At 66.9% G+C, this 23697-nt stretch carries 15 protein-coding genes, 1 tRNA gene and 2 pseudogenes; 14 read left to right on the top strand and 4 right to left on the bottom strand.

What is annotated here, in order from left to right; translation table 11 throughout:
- Window positions 1-18 precede the first annotated feature (18 nt).
- The 4 genes from pheS to IMZ29_RS00575 are packed head-to-tail and all read left to right on the top strand — an operon-like array spanning window position 19 to window position 4286.
- Window positions 19-1047 (top strand): phenylalanine--tRNA ligase subunit alpha, encoded by a 1029-nt coding sequence (pheS, locus tag IMZ29_RS00590; protein WP_216179161.1) that lies wholly within the window; start codon window positions 19-21, stop codon window positions 1045-1047.
- Between the two features lie 9 nt (window positions 1048-1056).
- Window positions 1057-3459 (top strand): phenylalanine--tRNA ligase subunit beta, encoded by a 2403-nt coding sequence (gene pheT / locus IMZ29_RS00585; protein ID WP_216179159.1) that lies wholly within the window; start codon window positions 1057-1059, stop codon window positions 3457-3459.
- Between the two features lie 11 nt (window positions 3460-3470).
- Entirely contained in the window at window positions 3471-3863 is a 393-nt protein-coding gene (locus tag IMZ29_RS00580) for an integration host factor subunit alpha (RefSeq protein ID WP_216179157.1), read from the top strand.
- Between the two features lie 18 nt (window positions 3864-3881).
- Entirely contained in the window at window positions 3882-4286 is a 405-nt protein-coding gene (locus tag IMZ29_RS00575; RefSeq protein WP_216179155.1) for a MerR family transcriptional regulator, read from the top strand.
- Window positions 4287-4519: 233 nt separating this feature from the next.
- On the opposite strand, the gene IMZ29_RS00570 is transcribed toward IMZ29_RS00575, so the two are convergent.
- Together IMZ29_RS00570 and IMZ29_RS00565 are read right to left on the bottom strand one after the other, a co-directional pair.
- A tRNA-Pro gene (locus tag IMZ29_RS00570) sits at window positions 4520-4596 on the bottom strand.
- Window positions 4597-4653: 57 nt separating this feature from the next.
- A pseudogene (locus IMZ29_RS00565) lies at window positions 4654-6245 on the bottom strand (OpgD/OpgG family glucan biosynthesis protein).
- 90 nt (window positions 6246-6335) lie between these two features.
- Here IMZ29_RS00565 and IMZ29_RS00560 point away from each other — a divergent pair.
- The 4 genes from IMZ29_RS00560 to IMZ29_RS00545 all read left to right on the top strand — a co-directional run bounded on the left by IMZ29_RS00560 (window position 6336) and on the right by IMZ29_RS00545 (window position 12819).
- Window positions 6336-7940: a glucan biosynthesis protein G gene (locus IMZ29_RS00560; protein WP_253206622.1), complete on the top strand. Its 1605-nt coding sequence runs from the start codon at window positions 6336-6338 to the stop codon at window positions 7938-7940.
- Window positions 7933-10383, top strand: a complete 2451-nt coding sequence (gene mdoH / locus IMZ29_RS00555) for a glucans biosynthesis glucosyltransferase MdoH (RefSeq protein ID WP_216179151.1) — start codon at window positions 7933-7935, stop codon at window positions 10381-10383. The genes IMZ29_RS00560 and mdoH overlap by 8 nt, the downstream gene beginning before the upstream one ends.
- 98 nt (window positions 10384-10481) lie before the next feature.
- A complete protein-coding gene (locus IMZ29_RS00550; RefSeq protein ID WP_216179150.1) occupies window positions 10482-11210 on the top strand; it encodes a hypothetical protein in 729 nt (242 codons plus the stop codon).
- A gap of 229 nt (window positions 11211-11439) precedes the next feature.
- The gene (locus tag IMZ29_RS00545) at window positions 11440-12819 is read left to right on the top strand and encodes a DEAD/DEAH box helicase (RefSeq protein WP_216179575.1); all 1380 of its coding nucleotides are present in this window, start codon (window positions 11440-11442) and stop codon (window positions 12817-12819) included.
- A gap of 157 nt (window positions 12820-12976) precedes the next feature.
- On the opposite strand, the gene gluQRS is transcribed toward IMZ29_RS00545, so the two are convergent.
- Complete coding sequence (gluQRS, locus tag IMZ29_RS00540) at window positions 12977-13873, bottom strand: tRNA glutamyl-Q(34) synthetase GluQRS (protein WP_216179573.1); 897 nt, start codon at window positions 13871-13873, stop codon at window positions 12977-12979.
- A gap of 79 nt (window positions 13874-13952) precedes the next feature.
- Between gluQRS and dnaE the strand changes: the two are divergent.
- The 6 genes and pseudogenes from dnaE to IMZ29_RS00510 all read left to right on the top strand — a co-directional run bounded on the left by dnaE (window position 13953) and on the right by IMZ29_RS00510 (window position 22396).
- Window positions 13953-17443, top strand: a pseudogene (dnaE, locus tag IMZ29_RS00535) (DNA polymerase III subunit alpha).
- Window positions 17424-18233: a glycosyltransferase family 2 protein gene (locus IMZ29_RS00530; RefSeq protein ID WP_371820052.1), complete on the top strand. Its 810-nt coding sequence runs from the start codon at window positions 17424-17426 to the stop codon at window positions 18231-18233. Before dnaE ends, IMZ29_RS00530 begins: the two are co-directional and overlap by 20 nt.
- On the top strand, window positions 18220-19554 hold the full coding sequence (locus tag IMZ29_RS00525) for an O-antigen ligase family protein (RefSeq protein ID WP_216179146.1): 1335 nt from the start codon (window positions 18220-18222) through the stop codon (window positions 19552-19554). Before IMZ29_RS00530 ends, IMZ29_RS00525 begins: the two co-directional genes overlap by 14 nt.
- A 4-nt stretch (window positions 19555-19558) precedes the next feature.
- Window positions 19559-20371 (top strand): polysaccharide deacetylase family protein, encoded by an 813-nt coding sequence (locus IMZ29_RS00520; RefSeq protein WP_216179144.1) that lies wholly within the window; start codon window positions 19559-19561, stop codon window positions 20369-20371.
- Window positions 20368-21576, top strand: coding sequence for a glycosyltransferase (locus IMZ29_RS00515; RefSeq protein ID WP_216179142.1), 1209 nt, complete (start codon window positions 20368-20370; stop codon window positions 21574-21576). The genes IMZ29_RS00520 and IMZ29_RS00515 overlap by 4 nt, the downstream gene beginning before the upstream one ends.
- A 13-nt stretch (window positions 21577-21589) precedes the next feature.
- On the top strand, window positions 21590-22396 hold the full coding sequence (locus tag IMZ29_RS00510) for a hypothetical protein (RefSeq protein ID WP_253206620.1): 807 nt from the start codon (window positions 21590-21592) through the stop codon (window positions 22394-22396).
- A 66-nt stretch (window positions 22397-22462) separates the two neighbouring features.
- Here the strand turns inward: IMZ29_RS00510 and IMZ29_RS00505 are convergent, their stop codons facing one another.
- A complete protein-coding gene (locus IMZ29_RS00505) occupies window positions 22463-23665 on the bottom strand; it encodes an amino acid aminotransferase (RefSeq protein ID WP_216179140.1) in 1203 nt (400 codons plus the stop codon).
- Window positions 23666-23697 lie beyond the last annotated feature (32 nt).

The following is a 23697-nucleotide window of genomic DNA, read 5'->3' as shown; positions in this document are numbered from 1 at the left end:
GCACGCGAAGGAGCTTGAATGTCATCGAACCTGGAGGCGCTGGTCCAAGACGCCGCGCAACAGTTCGCCGAGGCGGCCGATCCGGCTTCGCTCGAGAATGCCAAGGCCCGATTCCTGGGCAAGTCGGGTGCGCTGACCGCGCTGTTGAAGGGGCTGGCCTCGCTGTCTGCCGACGACAAGCGTGCCGAGGGTGCCCGGATCAACCAGGCCAAGGTCCAGATCGAGAACCTGCTCACCGAGCGTCGCCAGGCCATGGCCGACGAGCGCCTGCAGGCGCGTCTCGCGCAGGAAACCATCGACGTCACCTTGCCCGGTCGCGGTCGCGGCGTGGGCGGTGTGCATCCGGTGATCCGGACGTGGCAGCGCGTCGAGGAGATCTTCCGATCCATCGGTTTCGACGTGGCCGACGGCCCCGAGATCGAAACGGACTGGTTCAATTTCTCCGCGCTGAACAATCCCGAGAACCATCCCGCGCGTTCGATGCAGGATACGTTCTATGTGGACATGAAGGATAGCGGCGGCCTGCCGCTCGTGCTGCGCACGCACACGAGCCCGATGCAGGTGCGTCATGCACGCACGCACCAGCCGCCGATCAAGGTGATCGCCCCCGGGCGCACCTATCGCGTGGACAGTGACGCCACGCACTCGCCGATGTTCCACCAGGTCGAAGGCCTGTGGATCGACGAGCACATCTCGTTTGCGCACCTGAAGGGCGTCTACACGAACTTTCTGCGCTGCTTCTTCGAGACCGACGATCTCGTCGTGCGGTTTCGTCCTTCGTTCTTCCCGTTCACGGAGCCCTCGGCCGAAATCGACATGATGTTCACCTCCGGCCCGAACCGCGGCCGCTGGCTGGAGATCTCTGGTTCTGGTCAGGTGCATCCCACCGTCGTGGCCAATTTCGGGCTCGATCCCGAGCGCTACATCGGTTTCGCGTTCGGCTCCGGCCTCGAGCGCCTCACCATGCTGCGCTATGGCGTGGATGACCTGCGCCAGTTCTACGAAGGCGACCTGCGCTTTCTGCGCCAGTTCAATCAGCGTCTGTAAGGACCCGCGATGCAATTCCCCGAATCCTGGCTGCGCGCCTTCGTCGATCCCGCGCTCGATACCGAGGCGCTGGCCCATCAACTCACCATGGCGGGGCTGGAGGTCGAGGATCTCGCCCCCGCGGCGCCGCCCTTCAGTGGCGTCGTCGTGGCGCATGTGCTGGAGGTCACGCCGCACCCGGACGCCGACAAGCTGCGCGTGTGCAGCGTCGATGACGGCTCCGGTGCGCCCGTGCAGATCGTGTGCGGCGCGCCCAACGTCGCCGTCGGCCTGAACGTACCGCTCGCGCGCATCGGTGCGGAGCTGCCGGGCGGCATGCGCATCGGCAAGGCGCGCATGCGTGGCGTCGAATCCTTCGGCATGCTGTGCTCGGCCCGAGAGCTGGGCCTGTCGCAGGAGCATGCAGGCCTGCTCGTGCTCGATCCCGCGCTGCCGGCCGGCGCTGCGCTGCGCGAAGCGCTCGATCTGGACGACACCGTCTTCGAGATCAAGCTCACGCCCAACAAGGCAGACTGCCTGTCGGTGCTGGGCGTAGCCCGTGAAGTCTCCGCGTTGACCGGTGCGCCACTGACGACGCCAGCGATGCCGGCGGTCGCGCCCACCCTCACGGATCGTCTGCCGGTGACGGTGCAGGCGCCCGATCTGTGCGGACGTTTCGCAGGGCGCGTCATCCGTGGCGTGAACGCCCGCGCCGCCACGCCCGACTACATCCGTACGCGTCTGGAGCGCGCGGGTCAGCGTTCCATCTCGGCGCTGGTCGACATCTCCAACTATGTGATGCTTGAACTCGGCCGTCCGTCGCACGTGTTCGATCTGGCCAAGCTGCACGCCGACGGCCTCGTGGTGCGCTGGGCGCGTCCGGGCGAGTCCCTGGCGTTGCTCAATGGTCAGACGGTCGAGCTCGATGCGAGCGTGGGTGTGGTCGCGGCGGGCGAGGGCGTGGAAAGCCTCGCCGGCATCATGGGTGGCGACGCCACCGCGGTGTCGCTCGATACGCAGGACATCTACGTCGAGGCGGCCTTCTGGTGGCCGGAATCGATCGCTGGCCGCGCGCGCCGCTTCAATTTCGCGACGGACGCCGGGCACCGCTTCGAGCGCGGTGTCGACTACGCCAGCATTCCCGAGCACCTGGAATACCTGACCGCGTTGATCCTGGACGTGTGCGGTGGGCAGGCGGGCCCCCTGGATGATCAGGTCGTGGCGCTGCCCGAGCGCAAGCCCGTGCGCCTGCGCACGGCACGCTGCCGCCGCGTGCTTGGCATCGACGTGAGCGACGATGAGATCGCGTCGATCTTCACGCGCCTGAACCTGCCGTTCACGCGTGAAGCCGATGCGTTTGTCGTGTCCCCGCCGTCCTATCGCTTCGATCTGGAGATCGAGGAGGACCTCATCGAAGAGGTTGCCCGCGTCTATGGTTTCGAGCGCATTCCCGATCTGCCGCCAATGGCGCGCGCCACCATGCGCTGCGTGCCCGAGCGCGTGCGTCCGGCGCATGCGTTGCGCGAGGCCGTGGCGGCGCAGGATTATCAGGAGGTCGTGAACTTCAGCTTCGTCGAAGAGGCCTGGGAGCGTGATCTGGCCGGCAACGCCGATCCGATCCGCCTGCTCAATCCGATCGCGAGCCAGCTCTCGGTCATGCGCAGCAGCCTCCTGGGTGGGCTCATCGAGAACATCCGCTACAACGCCAACCGCAAGCAGCCACGCGTGCGCGTGTTCGAACTCGGTCGCGTGTTCCGCCGTGACGCCACCGTCGCAGACGGCGATCTGGCCGTGGCCGGCATCGATCAACCGCTGCACCTGGCGGGTGCGGCCTGGGGGCCGGCGGTCCCGGAACAATGGGGCGTGGCGACGCGCGCGGTGGACTTCTTCGATGTCAAGGCCGATATCGAGGCGTTGGCGGGCGAGGGCGTGCTCCGCTTCGAGGCGGCGAGCCATCCTGCGCTGCACCCGGGCCGCAGTGCCCGCGTGTTGGTGGACGGCGCGCCCGTGGGCTGGCTGGGCGAGCTGCATCCGCGCTGGCTCGAGGCCACCGGCCTTGCGCAGGCGCCGGTCCTCTTCGAGGTGCAGGCCAACGCCTTCATGCGCCAGGCCTTGCCAGTGCCCGCGGCGCTCTCGCGTCAGCCGTCGGTGTCGCGCGATCTCGCCTTGTGGGTGGCCGAGGACGTGCCGCTGCAGAGCATGCTCGACACCGTGGCAAAGGTCACTGCCGAAGCCGGCATGGACATCGTCCAACACGTCTCGCTGTTCGATGTCTACCGCGATAAGTCTTTGTCTACAAAGGATAAAAGCCTTGCGTTCCGCTTCCGCCTGCAGGATACTGAGGTGACGTTGGACGATGCCCGTGTGGATGCCTGCATGGACCGTGTGCGCGATGCCTTGATCGCGGCCCACGGCGCCCGCCAGCGCGTATGACCGGAACCCCCATGGCCGACTCGTCCCTTCCTGCTCCCGACTCCACCGCGGCCAACGAGCCGCGTGAGGCCGAGCTGCGCACGCTCACCAAGGCCGAACTGGCCGAGTTGCTGTTCGAGAGCGTGGGCCTGAACAAGCGGGAGGCCAAGGATCTCGTTGAATCATTCTTTGACGAAATCCGGGTCGCGCTGGAGGAGGGCGATGCGGTAAAGTTGTCCGGCTTCGGCAATTTCCAGGTGCGCGACAAGCCGCAACGGCCCGGTCGCAATCCGAAGACGGGTGAAGTCATCCCCATCGCCGCACGCCGCGTCGTCACCTTCCATGCCAGCCAGAAGTTGAAGGGCATGGTCGAGCGCGTGCCGGGCACGGCAGAGCCGGGCGATGATGACGACGCTCAGGTGTAAATTCGAAAAAGGTAGGTCATGACACGATCGGAAACCGGCACGGTGCTGCCTCCCATTCCGGCCAAGCGCTATTTCACGATTGGCGAAGTGGCCGAGCTCTGCGGCGTCAAGCCGCACGTGCTGCGCTACTGGGAGCAGGAGTTCACGCAACTGAAGCCGGTCAAGCGTCGCGGCAACCGTCGCTATTACCAGCATCATGAAGTGCTGCTGATCCGGCGCATCCGCGAGCTCCTGTACGAGCAAGGTTTCACGATCAGCGGTGCGCGCAATCGCCTGAGCGATCCGCGTGAAACCCCGGTCGAGGAATCCGTCTCGCTGTCCCGCAGTCATGTCCTTGCGCTGCGCAAGGATCTGGCCGAGCTCTCGCAATGGCTGACGGACGAAACTACCCGACTGGGCATCGAGCCGCAACGCGCGGCGTGATCGGGTCGGTCGTGGTGAAATGAAGAGGGGCGCGATTCGCGCCCCTTTTTCATGCTTGCGAGATTTGTTGGTATTTTTCGCTGTGCGCAGTCTGCGTCGCCTGGCCATTGCTGTGTCTGGTCATGGCGCCACAGTCTTGACGTGCGATCGCCCAAAGAAAAACCGGTCAATCGCCAGGCGATTGACCGGTTATCTCTGCCAGGTCAGGCTTTCGGAAATGTCCGACCAAAATATGGTCGGGGCGGCGGGATTCGAACTCGCGACCCCTTGCACCCCATGCAAGTGCGCTACCAGGCTGCGCTACGCCCCGAAGAACGAAACTATAGCAGAGTTTCAGAAGATTGCGCAACTCTGCTCAAGGTTTCGGTCACTTTTTCTTGGGGTGGTACTGATAGGCCCACGTTTCGGACAAGGTAGTGTCCTTGTTGCGCAGGAAGAGACGCATCTCGACCGGCTCATCGCCGTCGACGGTGAAGTCGAACTGCGCGCGCCAGTGGCCCGAGACGTCGTTCGGCACGGCTTCGGTGAACACGTACGAGAACTCGCCGCGCGAGGCCCAGAGCACGGCTTCGGGCTTGGTGCCGAAGGGCAGCTTGGCGAGCGGGCCGCCGAGGAACTCCACCATGAACTTGCGCACGTTCTCGGGCCGCGGCTGGCCGGGCTGGCCACCGTTGCCGGTGCGCGTGGCGACCACGCGCGAGAGCGGCGTGGGATTGGGTTCGTCCGCCTGCCAGTACAGCCGATAGGCGAGGGCGATCTCGTCGCCCGCCTTGGCTGGCGTTTCGCGCACCCACATGGCCACGACGTTGTCATGGATCTCGTCGTCGGTCGGGATCTCGATCAGCTGGATCGCACCTTTGCCCCAGTCGCCCTTGGGTTCGACCCACAGGCTCGGGCGGCGCTCGTAGTGCACGCCATCCTGATAATGGTCGAAGTTGCGGTCGCGCTGCAGCAGGCCAAAGCCACGCGGGTTCTCGTCGCCGAATGAGGAGACATGGTGTGCGGCGGGTTGTTCAGCGGTCGCCAGACGTGTTCGCCATCGCGCGTCCAGAGCGCCAGGCCGTCCGAGTCGTGGACTTCCGGCCGCCAGTCGATGGCACCCGGCTTGTTGTTCTCGGAGAACCAGTACATGGAGGTGAGTGGGGCGAGGCCCAGGCGCTCGATGTCGCGGCGCGGAAAGATCGCCGCTTCGATATCCATCGTGACCGAGGCCGTGCGGCGCATCACGAACTTGAAGGCACCGCTCACGCTCTGGCCATCGAGCAGCGCATAGACCGTGACGGTGTCACTGTTCGGCTTGGGCGTCTCGAAGTAGAAGCGGGTGAAGGTGGGGAAGTCCTCGGGCTTGCCACCGACGGCCGGATCCACCGCCACGCCGCGCGCCGACAGGCCATATTGGTACAGGTCGCCAATCGCCCGGAAGTACGATGCGCCGAGAAAGGCGACCCAGTCGTTGCTGCGCCAATCTGGATCGGACTTGTCGCCGAGCCGGCTTTCCTGGAACCGGAACCCCGCGAAGCCGCTGCCGCGCGGCAGCTTGCGTGCCGGGCTGTCGGACGGCATCGTGAAGTATTCCTCGTCGTACACGATCTCGCGCGCCTGGCTTTGCTGGCCGTCGATGACGAACATGCGCACCGGCACCTGGAAGAAGCGGCCCAGGTGAAAGAACGTCACCGGGAACTGCCCCGGGCCTTCGGCAAATAGCGCGAGTTCCGGCTTGAAGCGGATCTTGCCGTGGGCGTCGTAATCGATGCGTTCCAGAATGTCACGCGGCAGGTTGGCCGGCGCTTGATAAGGCTTGGTGGCCAACTCGCGGGCCTCGTCGCGCAAGGCGGAAAACGAGAACGCCTTGGGTTCGCCGAACGCGAGATGTTCGGCGGCGATGGCAGGGCGCGCGCCCGTCGCGGCAAGAGCGGCAACGGCGGCGGAAGTGGTCAAAAAGCGTCGGCGATCAGTCATGGATTCCGGGTTGGCGTTGGGCGTGCGGGTGCTGCAAGTGTTTACAGCCAAGTTCGGCACTATTGTGCAACAATCGTCGGCGCATATGAAATGCACCCTTCCCACTGTCGCATCCGAGGTATTGTGATCGTCAATTCTGCTCGTACCCGACCGATGTCGCGGGTATTTGCTGCTGTCTTTGCCTGTGTCGCCACGCTGGCCGCCGCTCAGGCCGCCAACGCCTTCACTTTCTTCGATGTCGTCAAGCGCGCGCGGGGCCTGTCGGCCGAACGCTACGTCGCGCCCGCGAATGCCGGGCCCGAAGCGCTGCGCGCCTTGAACTTTGGTCGCTACCAACAGATCCAGCATCATCACGAGCGCTATCTGTGGTCCGAGGACAAGGGCAACTTCCAGCTCAAGTACAACCACCCGGGCATGCAGTTCAGTGTGCCTGTGCGCGTGAACATCGTCGAGGAAGACGGCGTCAAGGAAGCGGCGTTCGATCCCGCGCTCTTCGACTACGGCAATCTCGAGATCGATCGCGAGGCCATGAAAGGCCTGGGATTCGCGGGCTTTCGCATCCTGAACGCCATCAACAGCCCAGACAAGCCCGATGACGAGATTGCCTCGTTCCTCGGCGCCACGTATTTCCGGATGATCGGGCGTGGCCAGTGGTATGGCGCCTCGGCCCGCGGGCTGGCGATCGACACGGCCCTGCCCAGTGGCGAGCAGTTCCCGCGCTTCACCGAGTTCTGGATCGTGCATCCGGCGCCGGACGCCGAGGCCGTGGTCCTTTACGCCCTGATGGATTCGCCGAGTGTGACGGGCGCGTTCCGCTTCGAGATCCGTCCGGGTGAGGACACGGTCGCCGATGTGCAGTCCCAACTCTTCTTCCGCTCGCAGGTCGGCAAGCTCGGCATCGCTCCGCTCACGAGCATGTTCCTCTACGGTTCGAACCAGCCGTCGCCCACGCCGAACTTCCGGCCCGAGTTGCACGATTCGGACGGCCTGGCCATTCGCTCGGGCAATGGCGAGCTGCTGTGGCGTCCGCTGAACAACCCGCGTCGCTTGTCCGTAAGCAGCTTCCAGATCACCAATCCGAAGGGTTTCGGGCTCATGCAGCGCGGCCGTGGCTTCGCACGCTACGAGGATCTCGAGGACCGCTACGAACTGCGCCCCAGCGTGTGGATCGAGCCGTTGGGGGATTGGGGCAAGGGTCGCGTCGAGCTGGTCGAGATTCCCACGGCGGACGAGACCAACGACAACATCGTGTCCTTCTGGGTGCCCGAGCAGATGCCGGCCGCTGGTACGCCGCTGCGGCTGAACTATCGCATCTACTGGACGCGTAACGACATCGCCTTCCATGATCCGAACCTGTCGTGGGTGTCGCAGACGCGCCGCTCGCCGGGCGAGGTGCGCGGTGACGACCTGATTCGTCGTCCGGACGGCACGGTCGCGCTTCGGGTGGACTTCCGCGGCACCGTGCTGGAAGATCTCGACCCGGCATCTGCCGTCGTGGCGGAGGTCTCCTCCAACGGCAATGCCGAGATCGTCGAGAATCGCGTCGTGCGCAATCCGGCCACGCGCGGCTTTCGCCTGATCCTCAAGGTCAAGCCCACGGATGCCACCAAGCCGACCGAGCTGCGTGCCTTCCTGCGCGTGGGTGAGATGACGCTGTCCGAAGTCTGGAGCTATCAGCTTCCCGCCAATGAATAACGTCAACCCGACCGGCAGCGACGCGCTGCCGGCGTATTTGTCCCGGCTGCCGGCCAGCGAGGCCGAGCGTGAAGCGCTGGCACAGGCTTGGGTGTCGCGTGGTGCCGATGCCGGCGGGGCGTGGACGGCCGCCCTCGCACCCCGTGCGGACGGGCGAGGTGCCGGCGCCAGCCAGCGCGAACGCCTGACCAGCGCCTTTGGCCAGGAACTCCAGGAGCAGGGCGTGCTGCGTGAAGACGCCGATACCGGCGCCTGCATGCTTGCCGCACCGGAACTGGCACGTGCCTCGATGGTGCCCGAGCCCTGGACGACCAATCCCCTGGTGCGGGCCTGGAGCCGCGCGCGCGGCAAGGCTGAACGTCGCCGCTCCGAACCGCGACAGTCCGACGACGCACGTGGTTGGCGAGCGGCGGGGCACTTTCGCCGATCCGTGCTCCTTGTGCTGGTCTTTGCCCAGACCGCGGTAGCCACGTGGTACATGCGCGGCGTGCTGCCGTATCAAGGCGGGCAGTGGCTCGAGATCGCCATCCTGCTGCTCTTCGCCCTGCTGTTCTGCTGGGTGTCGTCCGGGTTCTGGACGGCACTGATGGGCTTCGTGCAACTCATGAAGGGGCGCGACCGCTACAGTATCTCGGCCAGCACCGTGGGCGACGAGCCCATCGCGCCCGAGGCGCGGACCGCCATCGTCATGCCGATCTGCAATGAGGATGTCGCCCGGGTCTTCGCCGGCTTGCGCGCCACCTTCGAATCCGTCGCACGCCACGGCAATCTCGACCGCTTCGACTTTTTCATCCTGAGCGACAGCTACCACGCCGATAACTGCGTGGCCGAGCAGCGCGCCTGGGTCGACCTGTGCCGCGAGGTAGGTGGCTTCGGCAAGATCTTCTATCGCCGACGGCGCCGGCGCGTCAAGCGCAAGAGTGGCAACATCGACGACTTTTGCCGTCGCTGGGGCAACGATTACCGCTACATGGTGGTGCTCGATGCCGACAGCGTGATGAGCGGGGAGTGTCTTACCCGACTCGTGCAGCTGATGGAAGCGCACCCGGATGCCGGCATCATCCAGACGGCGCCCCGTGCGGCGGGCATGGATAGCCTCTATGCGCGCATCCAGCAGTTCGCCACCCGTGTGTACGGACCGCTCTTCACGGCGGGCCTGCACTACTGGCAGTTGGGCGAATCCCATTACTGGGGGCACAACGCGATCATCCGGCTCAAGCCCTTCATCGAGCACTGCGCCTTGGCGCCGCTGCCGGGCAAGGGCTCATTCGCCGGCGCCATCCTGTCGCACGACTTCGTCGAGGCCGCGCTCATGCGCCGGGCCGGCTGGGGCGTGTGGATCGCCTACGATCTGCCGGGCAGCTACGAGGAATTGCCGCCCAATCTGCTGGACGAGTTGAAACGCGACCAGCGCTGGTGCCACGGCAACCTGATGAATTTCCGCCTCTTCCTGATCGAAGGCGTGCACCCCGTGCACCGCGCGGTGTTCCTGACGGGCGTGATGTCGTATCTGTCCGCGCCGCTGTGGTTCCTTTTTCTCGTGCTGTCCACGGCGCTGCTGGCGGTGCATACGCTGATGGAGCCGACGTACTTCGTCGAGCCGCGCCAGCTTTTCCCGATCTGGCCGCAGTGGCATCCGGGCAAGGCCATCGCCCTGTTCACGACCACGGCCATCCTGCTCTTTCTGCCCAAGATCCTGAGCGTGGTCCTGGTCTGGGCCAAGGGCGCGAAGCTCTACGGCGGCTCGGCCAAGCTCTTTGGCAGCATGCTGCTCGAGGTCTTGTTCTCGATGCTGCTGGCGCCCGTGCGCATGCTGTTTCATACCAAGTTCATCGCGGCGGCCTTCCTCGGCTGGAAGGTGCAGTGGAATTCGCCCGCCCGCGGCAATGACGAGACCGGCTGGCCGGAAGCCATTCGCACCCATGGCTTCCAGACCTTGCTCGGCATCGTGTGGGGTGCAGGTGTGGCTTGGCTCAATCCCAACTTTCTCTGGTGGATGGCGCCGATCCTGCTCGCGCTCTTCCTGATCATTCCTGTGTCGGTGTTCTCCAGCCGCGTGAGTCTGGGCCAGGGCGCGTTCCGCTCACGTTTGTTCCGGATCCCGGAGGAAACCGAGCCGCCGCGCGAGCTGCGCGCGACGAGCCGCTACGTGCGCTTCAACCATTCGCAGCCCCAGCCGGGCTTCCACGATGCCATCGTCGATCCGGTCAGCAATGCCTTGGCATGCGCCATGGCCACGGCGCGGCATCGTCCGGTGCCGTTGATCGAGACCGCACGTGAGCACGCGGTGCGCCAAGCGCTCGATGGGGGCCCTGACAGCCTGTCCCAGGCTGCCCGGATCAAGTTGCTGGACGATCCTGTCGTCCTGGCGCGTTTGCACCGTGACGTGTGGTCAGATCCTGCCAGGCGTGCGTCCTGGGCGCCGAGCGACGCGACGTCTTAACGGAATCGACGCTGAAAATCACTCGGTATTGGTGACAAACGTAAATTTGTGTCACAATTCGGCTACGTAAGCACCATTTCGCGCATGCCGCGCGTGTCGTGACTCACGTCAACCGCATGAAGGTTCCGGATTTCCCGCATCTGAACGCCTTGCGGCCCTCCCCGGATGGGGAGATGCCGCAGGCGGTTCCGTTCCGGCCGATGGAGTTGCCTCCGCTGGCCGGCGCCCCCCTGCATCGCCGCTCGCTGCTCATCGGTATTGCGGCAGGGATGCTGGCGGCCGGCGCTGCGGTCATCCTGCTGACGGATGCCTGGCGTCACGAGGATCCCCGCCAGTTCATCGCACAGACCGAACCCGTGCCCGCCCGGCCAGTACCGGAGCGCGCCTGGCCCGGTGCGCGTCTCAATACCGGCGCGGCCGCCACATGGCCCGGTAGCGGCGCCGTTGCGCCGGAGGTACTGGCGCTTGCCATGCCGCCATTGGATCTCGCCGAGGTGGGCCCGACGCTCTCGCCGGAGTGGCAGTTGGTGCTCGCGCCGCCGCCCGTGGCGCCCCCCGTGCCGGCGACGTTGCCGCCGCTGGCCTCGGCGCCTGCCACCGTCGCGCCTGCGGGTGTGCCGACCGCATCGTCGTCGGCAGCCGGCCATCCGAATATTTCCATGCGCGTCTATCGTGTGGCGGGCGCGGGGCCGACCTTGCAGGAGCAGTTGGCGGCCTGCGATGCCAAGAGCTTCTTTTCCCGGCATTCGTGCCGGGTACAAGTGTGCGAGCCCCATCTGGGCAAGGCGGCGGAGTGCCCGGTGCCGCGCCAGGAAGTGCTGCCTTGACAGGCGGTGCTACAATCAGTGGCTGTACTTTCGTGTGCTTGGCTCGGTTAGACGCTAGCGCACGGCCCTTCATTCTGGAGCGCCTGGCACTGTCCGGGCTGCGCCCCACCTTCATCGACTCGATTTGAGCGAATCCATCACTCCCGACGGCACCCCGGTTGCCGGCAGCGAAGGCGCGAGCGCCGACGTTGCACCCCCGACGTTCGATCAGTTCGGATTCCATGCGGATATCCGGCGTGCGATCGCGGACACTGGCTACACCACGCCCACGCCTATCCAGGCGCAGGCCGTGCCGGTCGTCATCGCTGGCCGCGACGTCATGGGGGCGGCGCAGACAGGCACGGGCAAGACCGCAGCATTCACGCTGCCGATCCTGCAGCGGCTGATGCCGCTCGCCAGTCACAGCACATCGCCCGCGCGCCATCCGGTGCGTGCGCTCATCCTCACGCCCACTCGTGAGCTCGCCGACCAGGTCGCCGAGAGCGTCAAGCGCTACGGCAAGTACACGCCCTTGCGTTCGGCCGTGGTGTTCGGCGGTGTGGACATCAAGCCCCAGAAGGAAGCGTTGCGCCAGGGCTGTGAGGTGTTGATCGCCACGCCGGGGCGCCTGCTCGATCACGTCGAGCAGCGCAATGTGGATCTGGGGCAGGTGGGACTCTTCGTTCTGGACGAAGCCGATCGCATGCTGGACATGGGCTTCATGCCGGATCTGGAGCGCATCATCCAGCTCCTGCCGCGCCAGCGTCAGAATCTGCTCTTCTCGGCCACCTTCAGCAACGAGATCCGCAAGCTAGCCCGCTCGTACCTCAGTCATCCGGTGGAGATCGAAGTCGCCGGGCGCAATGCCACAGCGGATACCGTTACGCAGATCGCCTACCCGCTGTCTTCCGACGCGAAGCGGGCGGCCGTGGCGCACCTCGTGCAGTCGCGCGGGCTGAAGCAGGTCATCGTCTTCTCGAATACCAAGATCGGGACGTCCCGGCTTGCCCGCCAGCTGGTGCTCGACGGGGTGAAGGCCGAGTCGATCCATGGCGACAAGTCACAGCTCGATCGCATGAAGGCGCTCGAAGCCTTCAAGGCTGGCGAGCTGGAAGTGCTCGTGGCCACCGATGTCGCTGCGCGCGGCCTGGACGTGGCTGGCGTGCCGTGCGTCATCAATTACGACCTGCCGTACAACGCGGAAGATTACGTGCACCGCATCGGTCGCACGGGTCGGGCGGGGGCCTCGGGCGAGGCTATCTCGCTCTTCACGCCGGAAGAGGAGAAGTTCCTCCTCGACGTGGAGAAGCTCATCGGCCGTCCCGTTCCGCGCGGCAAGCTCGAGTTGCCGGGTGGGGCCCGGAGTGGTCGGGATCGCGAGAGCGGCGAACGCAGCCGCGGTGATCGCCCCGAGCGTGGTGCTCGGCGCGATGAGCGCTCGCGACCGGCCCACGGCCGCTCGCCGTCGCGTCAGCCGGTGGACGAGTTCTTCCTCAAGCCCTACGTGCCGGCGCCGGCGAGCGACACGACGTCGCGGCCGACCGGGAACACCGCGTCCCAGAGCCATGGCAACGGCAGCGGCAAGCGTCAGGTGGGGCTGCTGTTGGGCGGCGGTCGCAAGCCGAGCTGAACGGTCGGCGCGCCTGGCGTGTCAGGGATGAACGGCGGCTGAGGCCGCCGTTTTGCATGGCGGCACAACGGTGAGGTGCTGCATTCGACGACGCCCCGAGCGCATACGCCGCGGCTAGTGGCCCGAGCGGTCGGACGGTGGGGGCACGGCCGGCTTGTCAGGCGCTGCAAGGGTGGATGTGCCAGCGCAGTCGCCACGCGTCGGTGGCCTGCGTCAGAAACGCCGCTGCCGTGGACGCATCCGGCAGGGGGGCAAAGCCGAGCGCCGTCCAGGCTGCCTGCAGCGCGACCAGCGGAGCCTGCGTGTCCACCGCAGGCGCACCATTCTGCTTGGATAGCTTGCGCCCATCGGTATCCACGATCAAGGGCACGTGCATGACGCGCGGCAAGGGCAGGCCCAGGGTCTGTCCCAGGACCTGCTGGCGTGCCGTCGAGCTCAGCAGGTCGGCGCCACGCACGATGTCGGTCACGCCCTGATCGGCGTCGTCGATCACCACGGCAAGCTGATAGGCCCATTGACCGTCCGCGCGGCGCAGGACGATGTCGCCGACTTCGCGGGCGACGTCCTGGCATTGCCGGCCCAGCCAGCGATCCTCGAAGCAGTGCACCCCCGCCGGCATGCGTACGCGCCACGCGCGGGGTCCGCGTCCGGGCTGCAGGCCCGTGCGGCAAGTGCCGGGATAGGGGCGTTCTCCGCTGACCGCGTGGATCGGTGCGGAATCGGCGATCTCGCGGCGGGTGCAGCCGCAGGGGTAGATGAGCCCCATCGCCGTGAGGCGAGCAAGGGCGGCCTCGTAGACCGCGTGTCGCGACGATTGGTAGATGACGTCGTCGTCGCTCGTCATCCCGAGTGCGGCGAGCTGGGCCAGGATCACCTGGTCGGCGCCGGGCACCGTTCGCGGCCCGTCCACGTCTTCCATGCGCACCAGCCAGCGTCCGCCATGCGCGCGGGCATCGAGCCAGCTGGCGAGCGCAGCCACCACGGAGCCCAGGTGCAGCGGCCCGGACGGGCTGGGGGCGAAGCGGCCGACGTAGGGGGAGGCGGGCGATGTCATGGCGCTGGCTGACAGGGGAGGGGCAGTGTAGCCCAGTTGCCCGATGCCGCCGCCCGGGCCCCGGGCTACAATCCTGGCCATGTCCGAGTCCCCCGTTCCCGTTCCCTTCGTCCACCTGCGCGTGCACACCGAAATGTCGGTGTCCGATGGCATCGTGCGCATCCCGGATCTGGTCGCCCGCGTGGCCGAGCTGGGCCAGCCTGCCGTGGCCATTTCCGATCTGTCCAACCTCTTTGGCCTGATCCGCTTCTACACGAAGGCCCGGAGCAAGGGGGTCAAGCCCATCGCCGGCTGTGACGTCTGGATCACCAACGAGGCTGACCGCGATCAGCCCCATCGCATGCTGCTGCTGGTGCGCTCGCACGCGGGCTACCTGAACCTGTGCGAACTGCTCACCCAGGCCTACCTCACCAATCAGCATCGCGGCCGTGCCGAGCTGCGGCGCGAGTGGCTGCAAGAGCGTGCCGAGGGCCTGATCGCGCTCTCGGGTGGACGCCATGGCGACGTGGGCGCCTGCCTGGCCGCGGGCAACCGTGCCGCCGCCGAGGCCAGCGCCCGCCACTGGGCGCAGGTGTTTCCGGGCGCCTACTACGTCGAACTGCAGCGCGGCGGCATGGAAGGCGACGAGGCCTACGTGCGGGGCGCCGTGGCCGTCGCGCAGGCGACTGGGTTGCCGGTGGTCGCCACCCACCCGGTGCAGTTCCTGGACCGTAGCGAATTCCGGGCGCACGAGGCGCGGGTGTGTATCGCCGAAGGCGAACTGCTCGCCAATCCGCGCCGGGTGCGCCGCTTCTCGGAAGAGCAGTACCTCATGTCCTCGGACGAGATGGCCGAGCGCTTCGCGGATATCCCCTCGGCGCTGGCCAACACCGTGGAGATCGCCCGCCGCTGCAATCTCACGCTGGAGCTCGGCAAACCCCGGCTGCCGGATTTCCCGACGCCGGACGGCATGCCGCTGTCGGACTACCTCATCCAGCTGTCGGAGGAGGGCCTGGCCACGCGCATGGAGCAGCTCTTCAAGGATCCGGCCGAGCGCGAGGCCAACCGCGAGGCGTACTACGCCCGCCTGCACCTGGAGTGCAACACCATCATCAACATGGGGTTCCCGGGCTACTTCCTGATCGTGGCGGACTTCATCAATTGGGCCAAGAACAACGGCGTGCCGGTGGGACCGGCCGGGGTTCGGGCGCAGGCTCGCTGGTGGCGTTCAGCCTGGGCATCACGGATCTGGATCCGATCCGCTATGACTTGCTGTTCGAGCGCTTCCTGAATCCGGAGCGGGTGTCCATGCCCGACTTCGATATCGACTTTTGTCAGGACAATCGCGACCGCGTCATCGAGTACGTGAAAGAGAAGTACGGGCGGGCGGCCGTGAGCCAGATCGCCACTTTCGGTACGCTGGGCGCGAAGGCCGTGGTGCGTGATGCCGGCCGCGTGCTGGACATGCCCTATCTCTTCTGCGATGGGCTCTCCAAGCTCATCCCGCACAATCCGGCCGATCCGTGGTCGCTCGATCGCGCGTTGGCCGAAGAGCCTGCCTTCAAGGAGCGCTACGAGAACGAGGAAGAGGCGCGCGCCCTGATCGATCTCGCCAAGCCGCTCGAAGGCCTGACGCGCAACGTGGGCATGCACGCCGGGGGCGTGCTGATCGCGCCGGGCAAGCTCACGGATTTCTGCCCGCTGTATTGCCAGCCGGGCCAGCAATCGAGCGCGGTGTCGCAGTACGACAAGGACGACGTCGAGGCCGTGGGCTTGGTGAAGTTCGACTTCCTGGGCCTGCGCAACCTCACGATTCTTGAACTGGCCGTGCGCTATGTGCGCGAGTTCAATCCGGGGCGGGCCGATCTGGACCTGATGACCCTGCCGCTGGACGATGGCGGCTCGTACAAGCTTCTTTCCGACGGCAACACCACCGCCGTGTTCCAGCTGGAATCGCGCGGCATGAAGGAGCTTCTGAAGAAGCTCAAGCCCAGCAACTTCGAAGATATCATCGCCGTGCTGGCACTCTACCGTCCGGGCCCGCTGGGCTCGGGCATGGTGGACGACTTCGTCAACCGCAAGCACGGCCGCGCGCGCGCCGAGTACTTTGACGATGCTTTGGAACCTGTCCTGAAGAGCACGTATGGCGTGATCGTGTATCAGGAGCAGGTGATGCTGATCTCGCAGATCATCGGCGGCTATACGCTCGGTGGCGCGGACATGCTGCGCCGGGCCATGGGCAAGAAAAAGCCCGAGGAGATGGCCAAGCACCGTGAGCTCTTCCAGGACGGTGCGGCCGCGAAGGGCTACGACAAGCAGCTTGCCGTCACGCTCTTCGACCTGATGGAGAAGTTCGCGGAGTACGGCTTCAACAAGAGCCACACCGCCGCGTACGCGTTGATCGCCTATCACACGGCTTGGCTGAAGTACCACCATCCGGCCGAGTTCATGGCCGCGACCCTGTCCTCGGACATGGACGACACGGACAAGGTCCAGATCTTCTGGGCCGACACGCTGGCCAACGGCGTGAAAGTGTTGCCGCCGGACGTGAACGAATCGCAGTATCGCTTCTCGCCCGTGCACGACGAGCACATGGTCGCTGGCCGCCCGCCCCGTACCATCCGCTACGGCCTGGGCGCGGTCAAGGGCACGGGGCAGGGTGCCGTCGAGGAGATCCTGCGCGAGCGCGGCAATGGCCGCTTCACCGATCTCTTCGACTTCTGCCGCCGTGTCGATCGCCATCAGGTCAACCGCCGCACGATCGAAGCGCTGATCCGTGCGGGCGCCTTCGACGCGCTGCAGCCGAACCGCGCTGCCCTGTTGGCCACGCTCGGCAGCGCCATCGAAGCGGCGGAGCAGACGGCGCGCGCGGCCAGCCAGGTCTCGCTCTTCGGCGACAACGACGTCGCCGAGTCGCTCAACCAGGAGCTGGCCACCGTGCCCCCCTGGGACATGCGCGAACAGCTCATGCAGGAGAAGACGGCGCTTGGCTACTACTTCGGCGGGCACCTCTTCGACTTCTACAAGGAAGAGGCGCGGCGCATCGCGCCCACGCCGCTCGCGCGGCTGCAGCCCTCGCGCGATCCCCAATGGCTCACCGGCATCCTGGCCGACGTGCGCGTGCAGATGACCCGGCGCGGCAAGATGGTGTTTGCCGTTCTGGACGACGGCTCCTCGCAGCTGGAGATCTCGGTCTTCAACGAGCTCTACGAGATGCACCGGGCACGCCTGCGCGTGGATCAGCTCATCATCCTGCAGGGCAAGGTCTCGAACGACGAATATTCGGGTGGCATGCGCATCGTCGCCGATTCGATCTACGACCTGCAGCTGGCACGCGAGAGTCGCCTGCGCGCGCTGCGCATCACGCTCAACGGCAATGCCGACGCGAAGCGCCTGCGCGAGCTCCTCAATCCGTATCGCGCCGAGCCAGAGAACGGTATTCCCGGCACGCCGGTGGAGGTGGCCTACACGAGCGATTCGGCGCGCTGCGTCGTGCGCCTGAGCGACGATTGGCGCGTACGCGTGCCGGATGTGCTCATTGATCAACTCACGCAGTGGGCAGGGGCGCCGGGTGTCCAACTCGAGTATTGAGGCGGTGCCGCGCCTGTCGGTCATCGTCATCACGCGCAACGAGTCCGCATCGATCGCGCGCTGCCTCGCGTCGGTCAGCTTCGCCGACGAGATCGTGGTGGTGGATTCGGGCAGCGAGGACGACACGGTGGCCCGTGCGCAGGCCTGCGGCGCGCGGGTGGTGTCGCACCCGGATTGGCCGGGCTTTGGCCCGCAGAAGAATCGCGCGCTGGATCTCGCCCGGGGTGAGTGGGTCTTGTCGATCGACGCCGACGAGTGCGTCACGCCCGAGCTCGCGGCCGAGATCCAGGCGGTGCTCGCGGCACCTACCCATGCGGGCTACGAGATTCCGCGGCTGTCCAATTTCTGTGGTCGCTACATGCGCCACGGCGGCTGGTGGCCGGATCGCGTGCTTCGGCTCTTCCGCCGCGACGCCGGGCGTTTCACCGATGCGCGGGTGCACGAGAAGGTGCTCGTGCAGGGCAGCGTGGGGCGACTGCGTGCCCACTTCCTGCACGACACGCACCCCACGCTCGACAGCGCGCTCGCCAAGATGAACCGCTACGCCATCGACGGGGCGCTGGCCGCGCACGCGCGCGGCAAGCGGGCATCGCTCGGCACGGCCATTGGGCACGGCGCCTGGACGTTCATCCGCATGTACGTGATCCGACGCGGGTTCCTGGACGGCCGGCACGGCTTCGTCCTCGCCACGGTGTCCGCCATGGGCACCTTCTCGCGCTACGCCAAATTGATGTTCCTCACGTCCTCGCCCAAAGCGGGCTCCGAAGGCAAGCCTGATGATGGTCACTGAAAAGCCCGTACTCACTGGCAGCGTCGCGGGCAATCATGCCGCGAGGAACGCGCTGTCTGCACCGGCGCCGACAACCGTGCGCGTGGTGTGGTACGTCACGCTCGTCGCGGCGATCTGCTTGCCCATGCTGTCGCTCGGTGTGCGCGGCGGCACGAACGCGAGTTACTTCCTGCTCGTGCTGACGAGCCTGGTGGGCCTGCTGCTGCTCACCCGCACGCCGCACGACCGCGGGCTGTCCCGCGCCGAGTTCCGCGCCGTCTATGGGCTCGCCAGCGTGGCCATGATGCTGCCCTTTCTCGCGGTGCTGTCCAGCCAGGTGTTCACGGGCGACTATGCCGATCGGCCGTTCGATTCGCCCGCACGCATGGCGGCCGTCGGCCTGGTCGTCTGGTGGCTCACCCGGTGCCCGCGGCCGTTGCTGCGGCACGTGCAGTGGGGCATGTGCCTCGGCGCCGTGGCCGGTGCCGCCGCGCTTGGCGTCTTCACACATGCCTGGGTGGGTGACGTGCGCCCCACGCCGGGGTTCGCCACGGCCATCACCTTCGGCAATCTGGCGCTGCTGCTTGGGGTGTTCGCGTGGCTGTCGCTCGGCTGGCGGCTGACGCGTTCGGCCATCGAGGCGCCGCTCAAGCTGCTCGCCGGTGCCGCGGGCCTGGTCGCTTCCTTCGTATCGCAGTCACGCGGCGGCTGGGTCGCCGTGCCCGTGCTGGTCCTTGCGCTGTTGTTCGTCTGGCGCGGTCACTGGCGCCTGAAGCTCGCCGTGCTCGGCAGTGCCGTCGTATTGCTCGGTGCGGTCTATGGCGGCAGCGACATGGTCCAGGAACGCGTCGAGCAGGCGGGCACAGAACTCGCAAATTACGCGCACGGGCAGCGCGACGATTCCTCCATCGGCTTGCGCATGCAGTTCTGGCAGGCATCCGTGGACATGTTCTCGGCCCACCCGTGGACGGGCGTAGGCCCTCAGAACATCCGCAGCGAATTCCAGGCGCGAGCCGCCCGCGGTGAGGTCAACGAAGCCGTGGCCGAGTTCACGCACTCGCACAGCGACGTGTTGTGGGCGATGGCGTCGCTGGGTGTGCCGGGACTGCTCGCGCTGCTCGCCATCTACCTGGCACCGCTGGCCGTCTTCGTGCGCGCGGCCCGCTCACCGCGACGCGAGGTCTGCGTGGCGGGATGCATGGGCGTGTGCCTCGTCACCGGTTTTGCCGTGTTCGGCCTGACGGAAGCCATGTTCGCCATCACCATGAACGCGGCGTTCTATGCGGGCATGACCGCCATCCTGCTGGCTCTGTGCCGGCCCGAGCCCTCTCGCGCTATCTGACGCCATGCCGTTTCGAACCGTCCCTGTTCTGATGTACCACCATGTCTCGCCGACACCGGGCATGATCACCATCACGCCCGAGCGTTTTGCCGATCACGTCGCATGGCTGGCGGGTGCGGGCTACACCACGCTGGATGCAGCGGGTTTTGCCCGTTTCCTGGCAGGCGAACCCGTGCCGGAGAAATCCGTGCTGCTCACGTTCGACGACGGCTATCTGGACAACTGGGTCTACGCCCACCCGATCCTGGCCAAGCACGGCCTGTGCGCCACGCTGTTCATCATCACCGGCCAGCTCGGTGACGGACCGGTGCGCGCCCATGCGGGCGAGCAGGGCGTGCTGCCGGCCACGCCCAGCCATCACGAGTGCGAGGCCGCCGTGACCGCCGGGCGTGCAGACGACGTCATGCTGCGCTGGAGCGAAGTCGAGGCGATGCAGGCCGCCGGCACCTTCGACTTCCACAGTCACACCCACACCCGCTGGGATCTGCAAGGCACGCCGGCCGAGGTCAAGCGCGAGCGGATCCGCGAGGACATCGCGGCCTCGCGCGCCGCGCTGCAGGCGCGCCTGGGCGGCGTCTCCGAGCACCTGTGCTGGCCCCAGGGCTACTTCGATGCCGACTACGTGGCCGAGGCGCAGGCGCAGGGCTTCTCGCACCTCTACACCACGGATCCGGTCGGCCAGAACGTGCCCGGCACGTCACCGGCCCACATTCATCGCATCACGGCCAAGGACAAGCCGGCCGCGTGGCTGCGTCGGCGTCTTTTTCTCGCGCGTCACCGGGTGCTCGGGCCACTGTATGACAAGGTGCGGTATTGAGCACGCCGCCTGCGCCGCCCCGGCGTTACCGGGTGCTGTTCCACATCCGGCAGATCGGCGTGGGCGGCATCGAGAATGCCCTGCTGGGTTGGCTGCGCGCGCTGGATCGCAACCAGTTCGACGTTGACGTCTCGGTGGCCCTGCCGACACGCGAACTCGACGTCTATCAGCAGCGCCTGCCGCAGGACGTGACACTGCACACGCTGCTCGCGCCCGGCGCGCTCGTCTCGTTGCATCAGCGCCGGCGCGACCACGCGCTGTCTGCGGGTGGGCGCATGCTGCTCGGCATGGGCATGGCCTTGCGGGGGCGACGCGAGATCCATGCTCGCTTGCGCACCTTGGCGGCGCAGTACGACATCCTCGTGGATTTCGACCTCACCTTGCGCAAGGCCGTGGCCAGCATGCCGGTGCCTGTCGTCGGGGTGCGGCACTTCGCGTTCTGGCCGCGACGTACCGCCAAGGCACGCCGGGTGGGGGCGGATCTCGCCCGCTACGACGGCGTCGCCATGCTCAACCCGACCATGCAGGCTCAGGCGCGCGGGCTGTATGGCGACGCCTTGCGTGCGGTGTTCGAATTGCCCAACGCATTCGATCTCGAGTCGATGCGCCGCCAGGCGGTGCGCGATGGGCCGCCGGACATCGCGGGCGAGTACGTCGTCTGCGTGGCGCGCCTGGACATGCGCACCAAGGGCCTGGATCTGCTGTTGTCTGCCTGGGCACGCCTGAAGCGCGAGCGGCCGGATCTGCCGTATCGCCTGGTGCTCGTGGGAGAGGGCCCAGACCGTGCGGCGCTGGAAGCGCGATGTGCGCAGCTCGGGATCGGGGACGCGGTGCTCTTCACGGGCGTGCAGCGCAATCCGTTTCGCTGGATGCGGTGGGCGAGGGCGCTGGTGCTCGCCAGCCGACACGAAGGCTCTCCCAATGTGCTCATCGAGGCCATGGCCATGGGCTGTGTGCCCGTGAGCACGGACTGCCCTGTCGGGCCGCGCGATCTGTTGGAGGGCGGGCGCATCGGCTTGCTCGTGCCGGTGGACGATGAGACGGCCCTCACGCAGGCGCTCGTACGGGCCGTCACGGATGAGACGCTGCGGCGCGAGAGCGTGGCGGCGGGGCTGGCGCGCGCCGCCGGGTTCGGCGTGGCGGCGAGCAACCAGCGATTTCTTGCCATGACCCGACAGTTGGTCGAAGCGCGGCATTCTCGTTAGAAGGGGCGTGGGCTTGGCTTCGTGGTGGGCGGATGTGCCGGTGGTGGCGATGCTTGTGCGCATGGCCGCCACCGCGGCGGTGGTGGTGGCGATCTCCTGGGCTGTGGGCGCCTTGGGGCCGAGGATCGGTGGTGCCCTGGCGGGCCTGCCCATCGTGCTGGGACCCGGGTTCTTTTTTCTCGCCCATCAGGCGCCGGCTGATTTCGCCGCGCACGCAGCCGCGTACGCGCTGCTCTCGCTGTGCGCGACGCAGTGCTTTTTGCTCGCCTACATCGTGGCCGCGAGCCGGCGCGGTCCGGCGGTGTCGCTGCTGGCCGCGCTCTCCGCCTGGGCTTGTGGGGCGCTGGTCTTTCGCGAGGCGCCTGCGTGGCCGCTCGCGGGTGGGGCGCTGTTCGCCTTGGCGACCTGGCTTGCCTGGCGCATCGGGGGGCCGTTCGTGCCTGCGGCACCCCGTGCCAAGGGCAAGGCCGGTGTCGTGCTCTTGCTGGTGCGTGGCGGCCTCGCGGGCCTGCTGGTCGCAGCCGTGACCACCGCGGCATCCTGGCTCGGTCCCGCTGACGCCGGGCTGCTGATGGCGTTCCCGATCGGCTTCACGGTCATGGCGCTCACGATCCACCAGCAAATGGGCGGGCCGGTCGTGGCGGCCACATTGCATTCGGCGTTGCTGGGCACGCTGGCCCTGGGCAGCTTCTGCTTGTGTCTTGCCCTGACGCTGCGCACCTGGCCGCCTCTGGCTGCCTTGGGGGCCGGTCTCGCGGTGTCGATGGGCGTGACGCTGCTGCTGCTCACGCGCCACCGATGGTGGCCGCGTCGCGCCTGACCCGCGGGCAAGCAAAAGGCCCCGACGCTTGCGCGCCGGGGCCTGTTGACGAAGCGTCGGCCGGGGTCAGAGGACGGCGGCGATCGCCTTGGCGACGTTGTCGATGTTGCGGCTGTTCAGCGCGGCCACGCAGATGCGGCCGGTGGCCACGGCATAGATGCCGTGCTCTTCACGCAGGCGCTCGACTTGGTCGGCCGTGAGGCCGGAGTACGAGAACATGCCGCGTTGCTGCAGCACGAAGCTGAAGTCCTGCTTGGCGCCGTGGGCGGCGAGCTTCTCGACCAGCTCCTTGCGCATGAGGCGGATGCGGTCACGCATCTCGGCGAGTTCCGTCTCCCATTCCTGGCGCAGCGCGGCTTCGTTCAGCACCGAGGCCACCACCGTGCCGCCGTGCGTCGGCGGGTTGGAGTAGTTGGTGCGGATCACGCGCTTGACCTGGCTCAGCACGCGCTTGGCCTCGTCGCCAGAGCCCGCCACGATGGTGAGGGCGCCGACGCGCTCGCCGTACAGCGAGAACGACTTGGAGAACGACGAGCTGATGAACATCGTGACGCCGGCATCGGCGAACAGACGCACGGCGGCGGCGTCAGAGTCGATGCCGTCACCGAAGCCCTGGTAAGCGATGTCGAGGAAGGGGGTCAGCTGACCAGCCTTGACCACGTCGACGACCTGGGCCCACTGGGCATCGGTCAGGTCCACGCCCGTCGGGTTGTGGCAGCACGCGTGCAGCACGACGATGGATTGCGCGGGCAGGGCACGCAGGGCCTCGAGCATGGCGTCGAACTTCACGCCGTGCGTGGCTGCGTCGTAGTAGGGGTAGCTCACCACCGGGAAGCCGGCGCCTTCAAACAGGGCACGGTGGTTTTCCCAGCTGGGGTCGCTGATCGCGACGCTGGCGTTCGGGCTGATGCGCTTCAGGAAATCGGCACCGATCTTGAGGGCACCCGTGCCGCCCAGGGCCTGGACGGTGACCAGACGACCTTCGGCGATTGCCTTGGCGTCATTGCCCAGCAGCAGCTTCTGCACGGCCTGGTTGTAGGCAGCAATGCCTTCGATCGGCAGGTAGCCACGGGCAGCGGCGGCCTCGAGACGCGCGGCCTCGGCTTGGCGCACGGCGCGCAGCAGCGGAATTCGGCCCTGGTCGTCGTAGTACACGCCCACGCCCAGATTCACCTTGGTGGAACGAGTATCAGCATTGAATTGCTCGTTCAGACCCAGGATGGGATCACGGGGGGCCATTTCGATGGCGGAAAGAAGGGAGCTCGACATAGGCGGGTACGGGACGCGAGGGCAGGAAACGG

Origin of the sequence: Verticiella alkaliphila, from assembly GCF_018904615.1 — a bacterium.
In the GTDB taxonomy this organism is placed as follows: Bacteria; Pseudomonadota; Gammaproteobacteria; order Burkholderiales; family Burkholderiaceae_B; genus Verticiella; species Verticiella alkaliphila.
This window is presented reverse-complemented; position numbering and strand designations above follow the sequence as displayed.